The sequence below is a fragment of the Corallococcus sp. M7 genome (assembly GCF_054512695.1).
This window is the reverse complement of record NZ_CM137252.1, coordinates 3,232,413-3,249,947: the sequence shown is the minus strand read 5'-3', so window position 1 is coordinate 3,249,947 and position 17,535 is coordinate 3,232,413. Positions and strand designations below refer to the sequence as shown.

The window sequence follows — 17,535 nt, the reverse complement described above, 5'->3', positions numbered from 1 at the left end:
CTCACCCTGCGAAGACGTCAGGCTCCCTAGAAGGAAGCAGCGACGGGGAAAATTCGTGAGGGTGGGACAGCCGCCGCCCGGACGCCAGTTCGCTCTGCGAAATTTGCGGGTAAGCCAACAAGCAGCGGTGTAAGCCCTTCAGCGACTCCACCCCCGTCCCTGCGCAAGGCTGGGAGCGGGGGTGGCGGGTGCGACGACGTCAGGAGGTCAGGACTCCGAGCCTGCCGCGGCGGCTTCGGGGGCCGCGGTGGCCTCGCGGGCGGCCTGGGCCTCCTTCTGGGAGGCCTCGGAGCGCTCGTAGGCGCGGATGACCTCCTGCACCAGCGGGTGGCGCACGACGTCCACGTCGGAGAACTCCGAGAAGTGGATGCCTTCGATGTTCCGCAGCACGGAGCGCGCGTGGTTCAGGCCGGACAGCTTGCCCGTGGGCAGGTCCACCTGGGTCACGTCGCCGGTGATGACCGCCTTGCTGTTGTAGCCCAGGCGGGTGAGGAACATCTTCATCTGCTCCACGGTGGTGTTCTGCGCCTCGTCGAGGATGACGAAGGCGTCGTTGAGGGTGCGGCCGCGCATGAACGCGAGCGGCGCGACCTCCACGACGCCCTGCTCCACCAGGTGCTGGGCGCGCTCCACGGCCATCATGTCGTGCAGCGCGTCGTAGAGCGGGCGCAGGTACGGGTTCACCTTCTCCGCCAGGTCGCCGGGCAGGAAGCCGAGCTTCTCACCAGCCTCCACGGCGGGGCGAGCCAGGATGATGCGCTTGACCTTGCGCTCCTGGAGGGAGGCGACCGCCATGGCCATGGCGAGGTACGTCTTGCCGGTGCCGGCGGGGCCCACGCCGAAGACGATGTCGTGGGAGCGGATGGCGTCCACGTAGCGCTTCTGCGCGATGCTCTTGGGGGCGATCTGCCGGTTGCCAGTGCTCTTGAGGACGGTGCCGAGCATGACCTCCTGCAGCGACTCCGTGCCGCGGCCCAGGACCTTGATGGCCTGTTCCACGTCCTCACGGTAGACGGGGCGTCCGGCGCGGATCATCTCCTCCAGGTTCTCCACCAGGCGAACCGCGAAGGCGACCGCGTCCGCGGGCCCCGAGAGAAGCAGCTCCGTACCGCGCTGCCCCACCCGGACCCCCAGGCGCCGTTCCATCAGCTTGAGGTTTTCGTTCTGGTTTCCGCAAAGGGCCTGGGTCGTCTCGTTGTCACGGACGTCCACCTTCGCGGAGGTGGGGGTGGTTTCAGCGCGAGCTGCGGGCACTTCCAGCGTGGCGGGATTTCGCAATGCGCGTCATTCCTCGTTCAGTGATCGCTCGCCCTCAAGTTAACGCCGCCCCTCCCCCCACGCCCGCCATCTCTCGACGGCGAGCCTGCCCGCGGGCTAGCGCACGGGCGGTAGGAGGATGAACTGCCGGGCGGCCGTGCGGCGGTAATAGTACTCCTCCCGCCACGGGTAGCGCAGTTCCTCCGGACTCAACAATCCGGCATCCACCAAAGCATCCAACCGCTCCGGGAGGGTCCCCTTCTCCAACTGGAACACCTCCAGCGCGGCCTCGATGCGGACGCGCTGCGCGTGGGCAATCTGACGCTGGGCGGCGGGATCCCCCAACCGGGAGGCGCCGGGTTCATGCCCGGTTCCCCCGACCCAGCGGGTCGCGATGAAGGCCAGCCCCGCGATGACCGCCATGGTCACCGCGATGCGCCCCAGGGGGCCTGCCACCCGGGCGACCAGGCGGGTGTCCTCCGGCACGGGCGCGCGGCCCTCCGGGTCGATGGCGCGCACGTAGTCGCCCTTGACCAGGTTGTAGAGCGCCTTGCAGGTCTCGAACTCGCCCAGGCCGCAGAGGTCCACCATGCGGCGCAGGTCGCGCCCCACGGCGATCTCCTCGTAGACGTGGCGCTCCGTCGGACCGATGACGCCCAGCTCCCCGCCCTCGTCGGCGTTGGCGCGGGGCGGCGGGAGCGCCTTGACGCGCTCGAAGGTCATGTCGTCGCGGTGGATGCGCTTCCGGATGACGGGCCACTCGTCCACCATCCGGAAGCCCTCCATCAGCACCGTCTCCGCGCGCAGCGGGGTGATGCCTTCGGGGCCGGGCTCCACGGGCTCCTGGATGAACTCGTAGGTGCCCGCCTTCCAGGTGAAGAGGCGGTAGAGCGTCTCCGTCACCTGGAGCTGCGCCATGTGCTGGAAGCGCTCCGCGGTGAGGGCGTGGCTCTGCACCAGCACGTCACCCAGCCGCTTGAGGGTGCGCTTCTGGACCTCCAGCGCGGCCTCCAGCTGCGTCTCCGTGATGATCTCGGCGCGCACCAGCATGGCGCCGATGAGCTCCTTGCGCTTCCGGGTGAGGCTTTCGGCCTTGATGATGTGGCCGTCCTGGAAGCCGACGCGCACCTCCTGGTCCTTGTTGCGCAGGTGGAGCGTGCCCGTCTTCTGCTGCTGACCGATCAGCTGCAGGATGTCGCCGATGCCGAAATCCTTGAGGGTGCCCTTGAGGGACATGGCTCAGGCCTCCCCCCGCTGGTGGCGGCGCAGGCCGCGCAGGGTCAGCAGGTAGACGAAGAAGAGGACCGTGCCCGCGGGCACGAGCTTGAGGTACAGCGGCACGTCCCCGTACGGAGTGCGGACGAGGCCCCGGTGGAGCACCAGCGCGGCCACGGCGAAGCTGAACAGGAAGGCATAGAGGGCGCCCCGCACCGGCAGGCCCGTGCCCACGTGGCCCGCGCCGGACACCAGGCCGCCCAGCGCGTACGTCACCCGCTTCGTCCAGGCCTGGTGGCGATCCACCTCCCCCTGCTTGCGCGAGCGGAACTCCTTGGGCACCTGGCTCTTGCGCGCGTAGACGTTGACGCACTGGCCGCACATCGCGCTGCCCGAGGACAGGTCCTTGTCACAGCGGAGGCAGACGGCGCTTCCGCACCGCTCGCAGCCGCGCGACGCCTTCATGCGCCAGGAGGCCTCACCGAAGACGGCGACGAGGGCCGCGAGCGCCGCGGTCAGCCCCCAGCCCACCGGGCCCGCCGGAAGGACGGGCGACAGCCACCGGCCCACCTGGCCCTCCACGCGGGCGCCCTCCTGGGTGCCGTCCGCCAGGTCCATCCAGTCGCGCTCCGGCACCGTCGGGGCCAAGAGCAGGAGGTTGAGCAGGGGGCGGTCCTCCGGCGGCGGATCCCGGCGCAGGATGGAGTCGTCCAGGGCCTGCGCCTGGGCGATGGCGGAGGTGGAGCGGTCCAGCTCCTTGCCCAGCTGATCATCCGGCAGGAGCCGGGCCCGGCGCCGGTACACCTGCCCCAGGTTGTAGTGCGGCGCCGCCATGGACGGATCCGCCTTGGACGCCTGCGTGTAGAGGAGCACCGCGCCGTCCTCGTCGCCCAGGCCCAGCAGCGCGTTGCCGAAGCGCGTGAGCATCCGCGCGTCGCCGGACTTGAGGGCGGAGGCGGCCTTGAAGTCCGCCCGCGCCTCCTCCAGCAGGCCCCGGCGCGCCTCGTACCAGGCGAGCGCCCCCAGCTCCTGGAAGCGGGCGGTGCGGGCCTCCGCGCGGGCGCGCACCCGGGCCGCCGCGCCCTCCGCGGACAGTCCGCCGCGCTCCAGCAGGTAGACGTCCTCCGCGGGCGTGCCGGCGAAGACGGTGAAGCGCGCCAGCGTCCCCGCGGCGAGCGGCATCACGCCCAGGCCCATGAGCAGCACCGCGGCCACCCAGCGCTCGGCGCGGCCCACGTACAGCGCGACCGACGCGAAGAGCAGCAGCAGCACCGGCACCAGCCCCGCGCCCAGCACCACGGGCAGCGCCAGGAGCATCAGCCCCAGGAGCCCGGACTGCCAGCGCGTCACCGCTCGGGGGAACAGGTGGTGGAAGTCGTGCAGCGCGTAGCGGATCCGCCGCAGGAAGAGCACCGCGACCACCGCCACCGCCGTGGCCGCCCACGCCGCGAGCACCAGCGCGCCCAGGTCCGTGAGCGCGGGCCGGCGGTAGCGGGCGTCCGAGAGCAGCGTCACGAGGGCGGACTTCCACTCGCCCAGCCCGCGCGGCACGTTCAGCGGATCCTCCACCACGTACGTCTCCGCCCGGGCGAAGCGCGCGGCGGGCAGCCCGGGCGACAGGGCCACGGCCACGTCCAGGAGCGCGATCGCGCCCTTCAGGTCCCCGGCGCGGCGGCGGACCCCGGCCTCGCGCACGAAGCCCATGCTCAGGGGCTCCAGGTCGGAGGCGAGCACCTCCTCGCGCAGCTTGAGCAGCTCCTTCTGGGCGGCTTCCGCCTCGGCCAGGGCGTTGCGGGAGCGGGCCGCCTTCCACTTCTCCCAGACGGCCAGCAGCTCCGCGTCCGTCACCTTCGGCGCCATCACCGGGGTGACGGCGGGCTTGGCCGGGACGACGACGGGCGGGGGCGCGGGTTCGGCGGGAGCGGCCGGCTTCAGGGGCGGCGGAGCGATGACGCGGCGCCGGGTGTCGGGGCGGGGCTCGGGATCCGGTTCCTCGGCCTCCTCGGAGCCGGTGTCCTCCACCGGATCATCCTCCGTGGCCTGGAAGGTGCTGGGATCCGGCTCCGGCTCGATGACCTTCTCCTCGATGCGCAGGAGCGGCTCCTGCATCAACGCAGGGGCGCGCGCGGGGACAAGCAGCACGAGGCTGCAACACAGGCCGAGGAACGAGCGGAGCATCCGGACGTCCGATGATAGGCGACAGGCGGGACGATCCGAAATCATGTGGTGCCCTCCGCCCGTGCTACAGGAGCCCGCGGCGGGGGGATTGCTCGGGAGTGAATGAATGGCGGCGCCTGGAAACGAGCTGGAACGGCTGGTGGAGATCATGCGGCGCCTTCGGGCCGAGGGTGGCTGCCCGTGGGACCGCGAGCAGGACCTGCGCTCGCTGCGCCCCTACCTGACCGAGGAGGCATTCGAGGTCCTGGATGAAATGGACCGCGTCGCCGACGGCGGCCCCTGGCGCCCGCTGTGTGAAGAACTGGGGGATCTGCTCTTCCAGATTGTCTTCCACGCGCAGCTGGCGGCGGAGCTGGGCGAGTTCACGATGGCGGACGTCTGCGCGGCGATCAGCAACAAGCTCACCAGCCGGCACCCGCATGTGTTTGGAGATCAGCAGGTGAACGGCGCCGAGCAGGTGCTGGCCAACTGGGCGCAACTGAAGGCGGAGGAGCGCAAGAAGAAGACCGGGCGCGCGGGCTCCGTCCTGGACGGCGTGCCCACCGCGGCCCCGTCCCTCCTTCGTGCGGAGCGCCTGACGGAGAAGGCCAGCCGCATCGGCTTCGACTGGCCGGACCTGGCCGGGGTGCGCGGCAAGCTGGACGAGGAGCTGCGCGAGTTGGACGAGGCCATCGCGTCGGGCGACCGGAACGCCATCGAGCACGAGCTGGGGGATGTCCTGTTCTCGCTCGCGAACCTCGCGCGCTTCGTGAAGACGCCCGCGGAGGACGCGCTGCGCATGGCCACGCGCCGCTTCGTCACCCGCTTCCAGTACATCGAGGCGAAGCTGAACGAGGAGAACGTCCCCTTCGGCGGCGCCACGCTGGCGCACATGGAGCGCCACTGGCAGGCCGCGAAGGCCGTGGAGAAGGCGCTGCCCCCGCCCAGCCATCCGCCGCGCGCGTCCGTGGCCACCCTGCGCCTGGCCGTGCCGGACGTGGCGGCCCAGCGGGCCTTCTGGGACGAGCTGGCCTCCTGGCTGGGCTGGACTCCCGCCCGGACGACGGACGGCACGGCGGCCTACACGGGCGCGGGGCTGGGGCTCGTCTTCATGCCGGGCGCCCAGGGGCAGACCGGGTCCGCCCTCGCCCTCACCCTGGAGGCCCCCTCTTCCGCGGGGGTCGCCCGGCTCCTGGAGCTGTTCCGGGCCCACCATCCGGGGCGCCTGGTGCCGTGCGCCAACGCCGAGGCGGGCTTCCAGTTCGTGGATCCCGCCGGGTTGCGGTGGGAATACGCCGCCCCGCCGGCATGATTCTTCCGGCGTGAAGCGTCGGTGGGGCCCCGGGAGGCATTCCGGAGGCCTCCCAGGGGTTCCGGAACTGGAAATCCTGATCGCGATCGCACGCGTGCCTTGACGCAACGGGGGCGTCGCAGTAAGGACGGCCCCTCTTTTTCCTTGCCTTGCCTTCCGCTGGAGCATTGCCTTGGCGAACACCAAGTCCGCAGAGAAGCGTTACCGCCAGTCCCTGAAGCGCCGCGCCCGGAACGTGAACGTCCGGACGACCGTGAAGGACGCCGTCAAGTCCGCCCGCGAGGCCATTGCCTCCAAGGACGGTTCGAAGACGACGGACGCGCTGAAGGCGGCTTCCAAGACCCTCAACAAGGCGGCCAGCAAGGGCGTCCTGCACAAGCGCACCGCCGCGCGCCGCATCTCCCGGCTGGCCAAGGCCGCCGCGAAGGCGAAGGCCTAGTCGTCCCGTAGCACCACCGCGCGTCGAGGACCGGGCTCCCCGGTCCTCACCAGGTGCTGGCCAGCCGATCGTAGCCGTCGCGCATGAGCAACTCCGCCAGGCGCGCCAGCGCGGCCTGACGGTTGGCCTCGGCTTCCAGGACGTTTCCGCGTCCCTGGAGGTAGTCCTCGGTCCCCGACACCACCGTCTCCCCGAGCAGTTGCCCCTCCTTCACGAGGCGCAACCGCACCGTGGTGGAGACGCGGTAGTTGTTGCCGATGATGGTCGGGGACGCCCAGACGTTGAGCACCGCCCCTTCAATCGTGGACGTGCAGTTCGGAGCGGTGGCCAGCCGGCCCGCTTCGATGAGGTTCTGCCGCAGGTAGCGCGTGAAGAGGTTCTCCAGCGCGGGCTCCGGCGTCTCGTTGGCGAAGATGGGCGCGCACACCTGGCCCGCGCCCTCCGGCAGCGCGGAGCCCCACGGGCTGAAGCGGTAGCCGCACCCGGCCCCCAGCATCGCCGTCGCCACCACGCCCCACCGGAACGCCTTCACCGCACCCGCCTGAACCGCGTTCCTTGAGGGCCGCATGGCGCGCACCCTACCCGGCCGCGATCCACCGTCAAGCGCCGGAGCCGGCCAGCGGCACGCCCCGCATGCGCGCGGCATCCGTCAGCGTGGCGCGGGCCGCGGTGAGCCCTCCCTCGCGGGCCGAGCCCTTCAGCGCCATGCCCAGGGGCCACTGCATCCGCGTGCCGTCATCCAGCTCCAGCGTGAGCCCATGGTGGCGGTACAGCGCCGTGAGCCCCAGGCCGATGACGCCCGCCACCAGGGCCATGATCCGCACCGCCTGCGTCGGCGCCCAGAAGAGGCCCAGCGCGGTGAAGGCGAGCAGCCCCAGTGATTCGAAGTAGGGCCGCGTGTGCCACTTCAGCCGCCGCACCCTCGCCCAGGGCACGTCGAGCGTCGGGCCTCCGCCCGGGCGCCCCTGGAACGACAACCGCGTGTCGTTGACCGCCAGGGCGCGCCGGTTGCCCAGATCCAGCGCCAGCGGGGTGACGCCCGAGAACGGCGCGGGCGACTCCGAAGGTTCGCGGGACCGGGGCGGCAGGGGCGCCTCCGGCAGCTCCGCGTTGCAGAAGGCACAGCGGCGCCGGGCCGCCGACTGGGGGCGCCCGCAGGCGGAGCACATGACGAGCACTTCCGCGGGCACCGCCTCTCCCTCTCCCGCCGTCAGCCGACGACGAAGTTCACCAGCCGCTTGGGGACGAAGACGAACTTGCGCAGCGTCTTGCCTTCAAGCGCGGCCTTCACCTTGTCGTCCGCCTCCGCCGCCGCGCGCACGTCCGCCTCGCCCGCGTCCGCCGCCACGCGCACCTCCGCGCGCAGCTTGCCGTTCACCTGCACGGCGTACGGAATCACGTCGTCCACCACCAGCGCCGGGTCGAACTCCGGCCAGGCCTCCGTGACGGTGGACCCCTTCGCGCCGTAGGCCTCCGCCAGCTCGTCCGCGATGTGCGGCGCGATGGGCGTGAGGATGCGCGCGAGCAGCCGCACCGCCTCGCCCATGGCGGCCTTCTCCGCGGGCGTCTCCGGCGTGCCCACCGCGTAGAGCGCGTTCACGCACTCCATGACGCCGGCGACGGCGGTGTTGAAGGACAGGCGCTCGATGGCCTCCGTCACGCGCTTGACGCACTTGTGCGCCGCGCGGCGCGTCTCCAGCGCCTTGCCCTCGTAGGGGCCCGAGTGCGTGGCCTCCGCCGAGGAGGCCTGGTGCGTGGCGGCCAGCGTCCACACGCGCTTGAGGAAGCGGAACACACCCTCCACCTGCTCGTGGGACCAGTCGAAGTCGCGCTCCGGCGGGCCCGCGAAGAGCACGTAGGTGCGCGCCGTATCCGCGCCGTACTTCGCCACGATGGTGTTGGGCGCCACGCCGTTGCCATAGCGCTTGCCCATCTTCCGGCCGTCCGCGCCGTTGACGATGCCCTGGGTGATGAGCCGCGTGACGGGCTCGTCCACCGGCGACAGCCCGAGGAGCTTCATCACCCGGGTCCAGAAGCGGAAGTAGAGCAGGTGCATCACGCCGTGCTCGGGGCCGCCCACGTAGATGTCCACGGGGAGCCAGCGCTTGCCCTCCTTCGGGTCGAAGGGCGCCACGTCGTACTTCGGGGAGAGGTAGCGCGCGAAGTACCAGCAGGAGTCGACGAAGGTGTCCATCGTCTCCGTCTCCCGCCGCGCGGTGCCGCCGCACTTCGGGCAGGTCGCGTTGACGAACCCGGGCACCTTCGCGAGCGGCGGCTCCCCCTTGCCGGTGAGCACCGCCTGCGTGTCGATGTCCGGCAGCCGCACCGGGAGCTGATCCACCGGGACGGGGATGCCCTTGCGCTCGGGGTCGCACTTCTCGCAGTAGACGATGGGGATGGGCGTGCCCCAGTAGCGCTGGCGGCTGAAGCCCCAGTCCTTCTGGCGGTACGTCACCGTGGCCTTGCCCTGCCCCTGCGACTCCAGCTTCGCCGCGAGTTTCACGCGCGCTTCGGCCGAAGGCATGCCGGTGAAGTCACCGGAGTCCACGAGGACGCCGTCCTCCGTGTACGCCGCGTCGAGCGTCTCCCCGGCGCCGAGCTTGTCGCCGGACGCGGGCTGGATGACCACGCGCACGGGCAGCGAGTACTTGCGCGCGAAGGCGAAGTCGCGCGCGTCGTGCGCCGGCACGCTCATCACCGCGCCGGTGCCGTAGTCGCTCACCACGAAGTTGGCGATCCAGATGGGCACCGGCTGGCCCGTCACCGGATTGAGCGCGTAGCCGCCGGTGAAGACGCCCTCCTTCTCCGCGTCCTCGCCCAGCCGCTCCGTCTTGTTCTGCGCGGCCATCTTCTTCGCGAACGCGTCCACGTCAGCGCGGCGGTCCGCCGTCGTCACCTGGGCCACGAGCTTGTGGTCCGGCGCGAGCACCACGTAGGTGCAGCCGAAGAGCGTGTCCACGCGGGTGGTGAAGACGCGCAGTCCAGCGTCATGCCCCTGCACGCGGAAGTCCACCTCCGCGCCGTCCGAGCGGCCAATCCAGTTGCGCTGGGCGGAGGTGATGCGGTCCGGCCACTCCTTGAGCGTGTCGAGCGCGTCGAGCAGGTCCTGCGAGTACTTCGTGATGCGGAACGCCCACTCGGGCATCTCCTTGTCCTGCACCTCGGAGTCACAGCGCTCGCAGCGGCCGTCCTTCACCTGCTCGTTGGCGATGACGGTGAGGCAGCCGGTACACCAGTTCACCTTGCTGAAGCGGCGATAGACGAGCCCGCGCTCGAGCATCTGGAGGAAGAACCACTGGTTCCAGCGGTAGTACTCCGGCTGGCTGGTGTTGACCTCGCGCGTCCAGTCGTAGCTGTAGCCGAGCGTCTTGATCTCCGCCTTGAACGACTCGATGTTCTCGCGGGTACGGATGGCCGGGTGGACGCCGTCCTTGATGGCCGCGTTCTCCGCCGGCAGGCCGAAGGCGTCCCAGCCCATGGGGTGCAGCACGTCGAAGCCGCGCATCTGGTAGTAGCGCGCGTAGACGTCCCCGATGAGGTAGTTGCGCACATGCCCCATGTGCATCTGGCCACTGGGGTACGGCAGCATCTCCAGGACGTACTTCTTCGGGGCATCCGGACGCCTGCCTGCCCGGAAGAGGCCCTCCTGCTCCCAGCGGGTCTGCCACTTTCCTTCAATCGACTGCGGCTCGTAACGCTCGTTCATCGCCATGGCTTTTCGGACTCTTAGCGGGAGGTAGGACACGCGGGCAACAAGTCTTGGCGCGTCGAAAGCCTGGACGGCTGGCGCCCCCGGGGCCCTGACCGGGAAAGCCGGAGGGACGGGGACCAGGCCGGCCCCGGGCCGGGGTGGGGGCCTCGCTCGGTGCTTGCCCTCGGGCCCGGGCGCGACTAACTCGCCTTCCCGGTCTGGAGCATGAGGGAGAGCACCATGCAGGTCGTGAGTGTGAAGAAGGCCCTGTCGGGGGCCGTCGAAGCGGGCTCGAAGGTGGAGGTGCGCGGCTGGGTGCGGACGCGCCGCGACTCCAAGGCGGGCATCAGCTTCGTGAACGTGAGCGACGGGTCGGTCTTCGACCCCATCCAGGTCGTCGCGCCCAATTCGCTGCCCAATTACGAGAAGGAGGTCCTGCACCTCACCGCGGGCGCCTCCGTCATCTGCCGGGGCACGCTGGTGCAGTCCCAGGGCAAGGGGCAGGCCTTCGAGATCCAGGCGGATGAAGTCCAGGTGCTGGGCCTGGTGGACGACCCGGACACCTACCCCATCCAGCCGAAGCAGCACTCGCTGGAGTTCCTGCGGGAGGTGGCGCACCTGCGCGTGCGCACCAACACCTTCGGGGCCATCACCCGCGTGCGCAACGCGGCGGCGCAGGCGGTGCACCGCTTCTTCCACGGCGAGGGCTTCTGCTGGGTGAACACGCCCATCATCACCGCGAGCGACGCGGAGGGCGCCGGCCAGATGTTCCGCGTGTCCACGCTGGACGCGCACAACCCGCCGCGCGGCGAAAACGGCAAGATTGACTGGGGCAAGGACTTCTTCGGCAAGGAGGCCTACCTCACCGTGTCCGGGCAATTGAACGTGGAGGCGTACTGCCTGGCCATGTCCAAGGTCTACACGTTCGGCCCCACGTTCCGCGCGGAGAACAGCAACACCACGCGGCACCTGGCCGAGTTCTGGATGATCGAGCCGGAGATCGCCTTCGCGGACCTCAACGAGGACGCGCTCTTGGCGGAGCGGTTCCTCAAGTACGTGTTCAAGGCCGTGCTGGAGGAGTGCGCGCCGGACATGAAGTTCTTCGAGGAGCGCCAGCAGAAGGGCGTCACGGAGCGGATGGAGAAGTTCATCGGCTCCAGCTTCGAGCGCATCGACTACACGGAGGCCGTCTCCATCCTCCAGAAGGCGAAGAAGAAGTTCGAGTACGCGCCGGAGTGGGGCAAGGACCTCCAGACGGAGCACGAGCGCTACCTCACCGAGGAGCACGTGGGCCGGCCCGTGGTGGTGATGAACTACCCGGAGGCCATCAAGGCCTTCTACATGCGCATCAACGACGACGGGAAGACCGTGGCCGCGATGGACGTGCTCGCCCCGGGCATCGGCGAGATCATCGGCGGCAGCCAGCGCGAGGAGCGCCTGGACGTGCTGGACGCGCGCATGAAGAAGTTCGGCCTCGATCCCGCGCATTACCAGTGGTACCGCGACCTGCGCCGCTACGGCACGGTGCCGCACGCGGGCTTCGGTCTGGGGTTCGAGCGGCTCATCGTCTACATGTGCGGCCTGCAGAACATCCGGGACGCCATCCCCTACCCGCGCGTCCCGGGCTCCGCGACGTTCTAGTCCGGGCTCAGGACTTCTTCGTGATGCCGGCGCGCTCCTGCGCGAGCGCGCCGAGCGCGGACCAGTCCTCATCGCCGCGCCCCTGGGCAACGCCGGTGAGGAAGTGGTCTCGCAGCAGGCTGGCCAGCGGGAGGGGCACCTCGGCGGCCCTTCCCGCTTCGAGCGCCAGCGACACGTCCTTGAGCCCCAGGCGCAGCGCGAAGCCCGCGGGCGAGTACTGCCCCTTCGCGATGGCGCCCGCGTAGTTCTCGAAGATGGGCGCCTTGGCGAAGACGGACTTGAAGACGTCCAGGAACGCGGCGCGCTCCACGCCGCACTTCTCCGCGAGCGCGAAGGCCTCCGACAGGGCCTCCATCATCGACGCGATGAGGAAGTTGCCGGACAGCTTCACCGTGTTCGCGGCGGCGGGCCGTTCCCCCAATTCCGTGAGGCCGCGCCCCAGCGCCGTGAGCAGCGGACGCACGCGCTCCACCTGCGCCTTCGGGCCCGCGGCGACGACCCAGAGTTGCTTGCCCGCGGCGGCTTCGGGCCGGCCGAAGACGGGGGCGGAGACGTAGCCCTGCCCCGCGTCCGTGTGCGCCTTCGTCAGGCGCTCCGACAACGCGACGGAGATGGTGCTGGAGGAGACGTGGATGGCGCTCTTCGGCAGGGCGCTGACGATGCCGTCCTTGCCCAGCACGGCCTCTTCCGCGGCGTGGTCATCCGCGAGCATGGACACGACGACCTCCGCGTCCCGGGCGGCCTCCGCGGGCGTCTTCGCCACGCGCGCGCCCTGCTCCTTCAGCGGATCCGCCTTGGAGGCGGTGCGGTTCCAGACGACGAGCTCATGGCCCGCGCCGGCGAGGTTCTTCGCCATCGGCGTGCCCATGTTCCCCAACCCGATGAAGCCGACCTTCATGGAGATGCTCCCTTCGTGCTCGCGTTCACGCTTCGTTCGACTGTTCTTCCGACACGTCCAGCCGCTCGAAGGCGCGGCCCAGGACGGCGACGCCCAGCGCCACCTCCGCGAAGAGTGCTCCCGCCGCCGCCAGCCCCGCGAGCGGAACCGCCCAGCGCCCCATGACAGTGAACAGCGGATAGCCCACGAGGAGGGCCACCACGGCTGCCGGCAACAGTCCCAGGAACGTCACCACCAACGTGCCCACCAGCGTGAGCAACCGCTGGCCCAGCGCCTCCACGCCTCGCGCCCGTTCGGAGTCCGCGGGAATCCACGCGGGAAGCAGCACCACCGCCGCGTTCTGCACGAACAGCCCCGCCAGGCCCAGCGCCGGCAACACCGGTAGCAGGCCCAGCACCACCGGCGTGGACCACGGCGCGAGCGTCACGTCGTCCGCGCCCACGCCCAGCACCAGCGCCACGAGCAGCATCACCCACTGCGCCACGCCCAACGTCAGCGCGGACGCCGCCAGCTCCGCGCCCACCACCTGCCGCCCCGTGAGCGGCAGCGCGCGCAGGAGCTCCAGCTTCGGCAGGTCCATGCGCAGGTCGGTGCGGAACGCGCTCGGGCCAATCACGGCCATGGCCAGCGCGACCATCAGGGCCATGGGCCCCAGGAACTCACGGCTGTTGGAGAACAGCCGTGTGTCCCCCATCACCAGCGCGAACACCGCACCCAGCACCCCGAAGGCCAGCAGCATCACCAGCCCGCTGCCCATGCGCCTGCGCGCGATGAGGTTCTTCCACAGGAGCGCGACCTCCGGCCGCCCCCGGGCCTTCAGCACGAAGGGCACCTTGCCGACACGGATGGAGCCCGAGCGCGCGGCCCGCTGCTCCCGCCGCCGCGTCCGTGCCTCCGCCCCGGCCACCGCTGAGTCCTCGAAGGGCACCTCCACCGCGAGCACCCAGGCGTAGTGCGCCACCAGCAGCGCCAGCGACGCGGGCAGGTAGCGCAGGAAGCCCTCCCAGCTTCGCGCCATCGCGGGGGCCACCAGCGCCCGGCCCGGCCACAGCACCGCCCGGGGTCCAGGGGCGTCGAGCACATCGCGCAGCCACTCGCGCACGGCGAAGGGGCGGGAGAGGTTCTCCGGCAGGGGGTAATCGCGCAGCGTGGACAGCAGCGTGCCCATCCCCGCCACCAGGACCCCCGCCACGATGGCCCACCGCACCGCGCTGCCCCAGCGGCCTTGCGACACGAGCCACGCGCGCACGAAGGACGCCGCCGTGCCGTGCAGGTAGAGCGTCCCCATGGCCAGCGCCGCGCCCAGGAAGAAGAGCACCGGGCGGGGACTGGTGAAGCGTCCCACGAAGAAGGTCGCCGCCAGCGCCGCGAGCATCGCGCTCAAGAGGCCTCGCAGCAGCTTGTAGTGCAAGAGCGCCTTGCGCGTGACGGGCGCGGCGAAGAAGGTCTGCACCTCCGTCTGCGTGAAGGTCAGCGCGGGCCGGTCCGTGCCCAGCACCCACGCCGTCACCAGCGTGCCCAGCACGGAGACCTCCAGCGAGAACTCCGCGAACAGCCGCGCGTTGGGAGACACCGCTCGGCCCGTGCCCTGGACGAAGACGCTGCGGCCCACCAGCGAGTACAGGTACGCGAGCCCCACCAGCGCGCCCAGGAGGTAGCGCGGACGCTTCAGCCGCTGCACCTGGCGCACCACCCGGTTGCGCCACGTCCTCACCCAGAGGAACGCCACCGCGCTCGGGAAGCTCACGCCGGTTCGTTCCCCCGCGCCCGCGCCTCCTCCGACGCCGCGCTGGTGATGCGCACGAACAGCTCCTCCAGCGACGCGCCGTCCCCGGCTCCGCCCGCCATCTGCTCGCGGATCTCCGGCAGCGAGCCCAGCGCCACCGCGCGCCCTCCGGCGATGACGAGCAGCCGGTGGCACAGCTCCTCCACCAGCGGGAGCAGGTGCGACGACAGCACCAGCGCCGTGCCCTCCTCCGCGCGGCGGCGCAGCGAGGCCTTCATGCGGCGGATGCCCAGCGGATCCAACCCCGTCAGCGGCTCATCCAGGAGGATGAGCCGGGGCTGGTGCAGGAAGCCGCACGCGATGGACAGCTTCTGCTTCATGCCTCGCGACAGCTCGCCCGGCAGCGACTTCTCCCGGCCCGTGAGCTCCATCTCCTCCAGGAGCGCGCGGCCCCGCGCCTCCCAGTCCTCCACGCCGTAGAGGCGCGCGGTGAAATTCAGGTGCTCCCAGACGGTGAGGTACTCGAAGAAGCGCGGCTCGTCCGGGAGGAAGGCCAGCTGGCGCTTCGCCTCCACCGGCGCCTGGGCCACGTCGAAGCCCGCCACCCGCACGCGCCCCTGAGAGGGTGGGAGGATGCCGGCCAGGCAGCGCAGCGTGGACGTCTTGCCCGCGCCGTTGGGTCCCACGAGGCCCAGCACCTCGCCCGGGGCCACCTGGAAGGACAGGCCTCGCACCGCCCGCACCGCGCCGTACGTCTTCTCCAGCCCCTCGACGTCCAACGCCGGTTCCATGCGTGCCCTTGGAATGCCTGTCGAAGCTCAGCCGAGCTTCAGCAGTTCCTTCACCGTGTCCAGCACCACGCGGGCCTGCACGGGCTTCACCAGGTAGGCTGTGGCCCCCAGCGCCATGGCCCGCTCCCGGTCCGCCGCCGCGCCCTCCGTCGTCACCACGACGATGGGCACCGCCCGGTGGTCTTCCGTCTGGCGGATGTGGTGGATGAGCTTCAGCCCGTCCATCAACGGCATGTTGATGTCCGTCATCACCAGGTCGAAGCGGCCCTGCGTGGAGAGCTTCTTCAGCCCCTCCACGCCGTCCTGTGCCTCGATGCAGACCACGTCGGCCAGGCGCTGGAGCGCGTACATGATGCTGCGGCGCATGGCCTGCGAGTCATCCACCACCAGTGCGCGGATCTGCTGCGACATGGACACCAGCCTAGCACCCGCACGCCGGCCGGCCCGGGATTGTGCGGCGGCTGTCATGCAGCCACCGATTCACTGCCCGCCGGACTGCCTGCGGCGGCGCACCAGCGCGGCCAGCTCCGTCCCGATGGCGTCCAGGGCCAGCACCCGGCTCACCGCGCCCGTGGCGATGGCCTCCTTGGGCATGCCGTACACCACCGCCGAGTCCTCGGACTCGGCCCACGTCTCGCCGCCCTCGCGGCGGACCGCGCGCACGCCCTGCGCCCCGTCCGCGCCCATCCCCGTCAGCACCACCGCCACCGCGCGCGGGCCCAGCACCTCCGCCGCGCTCTCGAAGAGCCGGTCCACCGACGGCGCGTACTTGTCCGTGGGCACCGGCGACGGCGTGCGCAGCTCCAGGCGTCCGGTGCGGTCCGACAGCACCAGGTGGCGGCCTCCCGGCGCGATGTAGACGTGGCCCGGCTTCACCACGTCGCCCTCGCACGCCTCCCTCACCGTGAAGGGGCCGATGCGATCCAACCGCTCCGCGAAGGCCTTGGTGAACTGCGAGGGCATGTGCTGGCCCACCAGCACGCTGACGGCCGGCTCGACGGCCAGCCCCTCCAGCAGCCGCTGCACCGCGGGAGGCCCGCCCGTGGACGCGCCCACGGCGATGACCTGCGGCACCTCCCCCGTCAGCAGCGAGGGACGCGGCGCGGCCCCCTGGCGCCCCCCGGACTTCGCGTTGCGCACCGCGAGCACCTTGTCGAGCAGCTCGCGCCGCAGGTGCTCCAGCGCCGCGGGCGTGCCCTGGGGCGGCTTGGCGATGAAGTCGAACGCGCCCAGCTCCAGCGCCTTGCCCACGTCCGAGCTGTGCGCGTAGCTGGAGATGACGATGACGGGCGTGGGCGCCGCGCGCATGAGCAGCCGCAGGAAGGTGTGGCCGCCCAGCCGGGGCATCTCCAGGTCCAGCGTCACCACGTCGGGCTTCAGGTCCAGGACCTTCTTGAGCCCCTCCTCGCCGTCCTGGGCCCAGTCCAGCACCATCACCTCCTGCGAGGACTCCAGCAGCGTGGTGAGCGTGCGGCGGTTGGTGGCCGAGTCGTCGATGACGAGCACCGTGAGCGGGCGTGCCATCAGCGGCCCTCCCCGCCCGGAAACTCGGGCCGGCGGTAGACGAGGTCGCCCTTCAGGTGCACCAATTCGAAGTCCGCGCCCAGGCTGAGCAGGTTCTCCGCGTGGCCCAGGAGCAGGTAGCCCCCGGGACAGAGCCGGTCGCGGATGACGCCCAGCACGCGGCGGCGCGCGGCCAGGTCGAAGTAGATCATCACGTTGCGGCAGAAGACGACGTCCGAGCGCGGCACCAGCTGGCTGCCCGCCACGTCCGACAGGTTGTGGTGCCCGAAGTTCACCCACGCCTTCACGTCATCGCGCACGCGGACGCGGTTCACGCCCACGGGGATGAAGTAACGCTCCAGCAGATCCGGAGGCGTCGCGCGCAGCGCGCTGGGGCCGTACTCGGCGCGGCGGGCCACGGCCAGCACGCGGCGCGACAGGTCCGTGCCCAGGACCTCCACGTCCCAGTCGTTGAAGCGGCCGCTCTCCTTGAGCAGCATGGCCAGCGTGTACGCCTCCTCACCGGAGGAACACCCCGCCGACCACAGCCGCAGCCGCCGCGTGTGCGCGTTGCGCTTCTCCAGGATGGGGAGCAACTCCTCGCAGAAGGCCTTGAGCTGCGCGGGTTCGCGGAAGAAGTACGTCTCGTGCGTGGTGAGGGACTCCACCGCCGCTTCCAGCTCCGCGCTGCGCTGGGCGTCGTAGCGGAGGTAGCGGTGATAGGAGCCGAAGTCCTGGATCCCCAGCGCCTCCAGCCGGGGCCACAGCCGGCGCTCCATCACGAACTTCATGTTCTCGTGGATGAGGATTCCGCAGTGCGCGTAGACGTGGTCGCGCAGCAGCCGGAACTCCTCCAGCGTCATCTCCGGGCGGCCCTCGTCGAAGCGTGGCATCCGAGTCCTCCC

At 70.9% G+C, this 17,535-nt stretch carries 15 protein-coding genes; 3 read left to right on the top strand and 12 right to left on the bottom strand.

The features are described from left to right. Nucleotides 1-207 precede the first annotated feature (207 nt). From ACX114_RS13200 to ACX114_RS13190, 3 genes are all read right to left on the bottom strand, one after another. Nucleotides 208-1,278 carry a PhoH family protein gene (locus tag ACX114_RS13200; RefSeq protein ID WP_459298097.1) on the bottom strand — a complete coding sequence of 357 codons (1,071 nt, stop codon included), beginning with the start codon at nucleotides 1,276-1,278 and terminating at the stop codon, nucleotides 208-210. Between the two features lie 96 nt (nucleotides 1,279-1,374). After that, on the bottom strand, nucleotides 1,375-2,493 hold the full coding sequence (locus tag ACX114_RS13195) for a DUF4388 domain-containing protein (protein WP_459298095.1): 1,119 nt from the start codon (nucleotides 2,491-2,493) through the stop codon (nucleotides 1,375-1,377). 3 nt (nucleotides 2,494-2,496) lie between these two features. After that, nucleotides 2,497-4,650 (bottom strand): tetratricopeptide repeat protein, encoded by a 2,154-nt coding sequence (locus tag ACX114_RS13190; protein WP_459298093.1) that lies wholly within the window; start codon nucleotides 4,648-4,650, stop codon nucleotides 2,497-2,499. A gap of 106 nt (nucleotides 4,651-4,756) precedes the next feature. Between ACX114_RS13190 and mazG the strand changes: the two genes are divergently transcribed. Beyond that, nucleotides 4,757-5,941 carry a nucleoside triphosphate pyrophosphohydrolase gene (gene mazG, locus ACX114_RS13185; RefSeq protein WP_459298091.1) on the top strand — a complete coding sequence of 395 codons (1,185 nt, stop codon included), beginning with the start codon at nucleotides 4,757-4,759 and terminating at the stop codon, nucleotides 5,939-5,941. A 172-nt stretch (nucleotides 5,942-6,113) separates the two neighbouring features. Continuing rightward, complete coding sequence (gene rpsT / locus ACX114_RS13180; protein ID WP_120550834.1) at nucleotides 6,114-6,380, top strand: 30S ribosomal protein S20; 267 nt, start codon at nucleotides 6,114-6,116, stop codon at nucleotides 6,378-6,380. Nucleotides 6,381-6,426: 46 nt separating this feature from the next. Here the strand turns inward: rpsT and lptE are convergent, their stop codons facing one another. The 3 genes from lptE to leuS form a co-directional block, all read right to left on the bottom strand. Beyond that, entirely contained in the window at nucleotides 6,427-6,912 is a 486-nt protein-coding gene (gene lptE, locus ACX114_RS13175) for an LPS assembly lipoprotein LptE (RefSeq protein WP_459298089.1), read from the bottom strand. Nucleotides 6,913-6,979: 67 nt separating this feature from the next. Further along, nucleotides 6,980-7,549 (bottom strand): hypothetical protein, encoded by a 570-nt coding sequence (locus ACX114_RS13170; protein ID WP_459298087.1) that lies wholly within the window; start codon nucleotides 7,547-7,549, stop codon nucleotides 6,980-6,982. A gap of 41 nt (nucleotides 7,550-7,590) precedes the next feature. Then, nucleotides 7,591-10,092, bottom strand: coding sequence for a leucine--tRNA ligase (gene leuS, locus ACX114_RS13165; RefSeq protein WP_459298085.1), 2,502 nt, complete (start codon nucleotides 10,090-10,092; stop codon nucleotides 7,591-7,593). Between the two features lie 219 nt (nucleotides 10,093-10,311). Here leuS and asnS point away from each other — a divergent pair, with 219 nt between their 5' ends. Next, on the top strand, nucleotides 10,312-11,712 hold the full coding sequence (asnS, locus tag ACX114_RS13160; protein WP_206797941.1) for an asparagine--tRNA ligase: 1,401 nt from the start codon (nucleotides 10,312-10,314) through the stop codon (nucleotides 11,710-11,712). A gap of 7 nt (nucleotides 11,713-11,719) precedes the next feature. On the opposite strand, the gene ACX114_RS13155 is transcribed toward asnS, so the two are convergent. The 6 genes from ACX114_RS13155 to ACX114_RS13130 all read right to left on the bottom strand — a co-directional run bounded on the left by ACX114_RS13155 (nucleotide 11,720) and on the right by ACX114_RS13130 (nucleotide 17,523). Continuing rightward, complete coding sequence (locus ACX114_RS13155; protein ID WP_459298083.1) at nucleotides 11,720-12,610, bottom strand: NAD(P)-dependent oxidoreductase; 891 nt, start codon at nucleotides 12,608-12,610, stop codon at nucleotides 11,720-11,722. A gap of 25 nt (nucleotides 12,611-12,635) precedes the next feature. Continuing rightward, a complete protein-coding gene (locus ACX114_RS13150) occupies nucleotides 12,636-14,357 on the bottom strand; it encodes a putative ABC exporter domain-containing protein (RefSeq protein WP_459298081.1) in 1,722 nt (573 codons plus the stop codon). Continuing rightward, the gene (locus tag ACX114_RS13145; protein ID WP_459298079.1) at nucleotides 14,354-15,127 is read right to left on the bottom strand and encodes an ABC transporter ATP-binding protein; all 774 of its coding nucleotides are present in this window, start codon (nucleotides 15,125-15,127) and stop codon (nucleotides 14,354-14,356) included. The genes ACX114_RS13150 and ACX114_RS13145 overlap by 4 nt, the downstream gene beginning before the upstream one ends. Nucleotides 15,128-15,154: 27 nt before the next feature. Next, nucleotides 15,155-15,538 (bottom strand): response regulator, encoded by a 384-nt coding sequence (locus ACX114_RS13140; protein ID WP_459298077.1) that lies wholly within the window; start codon nucleotides 15,536-15,538, stop codon nucleotides 15,155-15,157. A gap of 69 nt (nucleotides 15,539-15,607) precedes the next feature. Further along, nucleotides 15,608-16,651 (bottom strand): chemotaxis-specific protein-glutamate methyltransferase CheB, encoded by a 1,044-nt coding sequence (gene cheB / locus ACX114_RS13135; RefSeq protein WP_459298075.1) that lies wholly within the window; start codon nucleotides 16,649-16,651, stop codon nucleotides 15,608-15,610. After that, nucleotides 16,651-17,523 (bottom strand): CheR family methyltransferase, encoded by an 873-nt coding sequence (locus tag ACX114_RS13130; protein ID WP_459298073.1) that lies wholly within the window; start codon nucleotides 17,521-17,523, stop codon nucleotides 16,651-16,653. The genes cheB and ACX114_RS13130 overlap by 1 nt, the downstream gene beginning before the upstream one ends. Between the last annotated feature and the right edge of the window lie 12 nt (nucleotides 17,524-17,535).

Excerpts from the sequence above, each read along its gene's own strand:
- ACX114_RS13195 (WP_459298095.1), bottom strand. The coding sequence starts at position 2,493 with ATGTCCCTCAAGGGCACCCTCAAGGATTTCGGCATCGGCGACATCCTG.
- ACX114_RS13190 (WP_459298093.1), bottom strand. The coding sequence starts at position 4,650 with ATGCTCCGCTCGTTCCTCGGCCTGTGTTGCAGCCTCGTGCTGCTTGTC.
- mazG (WP_459298091.1), top strand. The coding sequence starts at position 4,757 with ATGGCGGCGCCTGGAAACGAGCTGGAACGGCTGGTGGAGATCATGCGG.
- ACX114_RS13170 (WP_459298087.1), bottom strand. The coding sequence starts at position 7,549 with ATGTGCTCCGCCTGCGGGCGCCCCCAGTCGGCGGCCCGGCGCCGCTGT.
- leuS (WP_459298085.1), bottom strand. The coding sequence starts at position 10,092 with ATGGCGATGAACGAGCGTTACGAGCCGCAGTCGATTGAAGGAAAGTGG.
- asnS (WP_206797941.1), top strand. The coding sequence starts at position 10,312 with ATGCAGGTCGTGAGTGTGAAGAAGGCCCTGTCGGGGGCCGTCGAAGCG.
- ACX114_RS13155 (WP_459298083.1), bottom strand. The coding sequence starts at position 12,610 with ATGAAGGTCGGCTTCATCGGGTTGGGGAACATGGGCACGCCGATGGCG.
- ACX114_RS13145 (WP_459298079.1), bottom strand. The coding sequence starts at position 15,127 with ATGGAACCGGCGTTGGACGTCGAGGGGCTGGAGAAGACGTACGGCGCG.
- ACX114_RS13140 (WP_459298077.1), bottom strand. The coding sequence starts at position 15,538 with ATGTCGCAGCAGATCCGCGCACTGGTGGTGGATGACTCGCAGGCCATG.
- cheB (WP_459298075.1), bottom strand. The coding sequence starts at position 16,651 with ATGGCACGCCCGCTCACGGTGCTCGTCATCGACGACTCGGCCACCAAC.
- ACX114_RS13130 (WP_459298073.1), bottom strand. The coding sequence starts at position 17,523 with ATGCCACGCTTCGACGAGGGCCGCCCGGAGATGACGCTGGAGGAGTTC.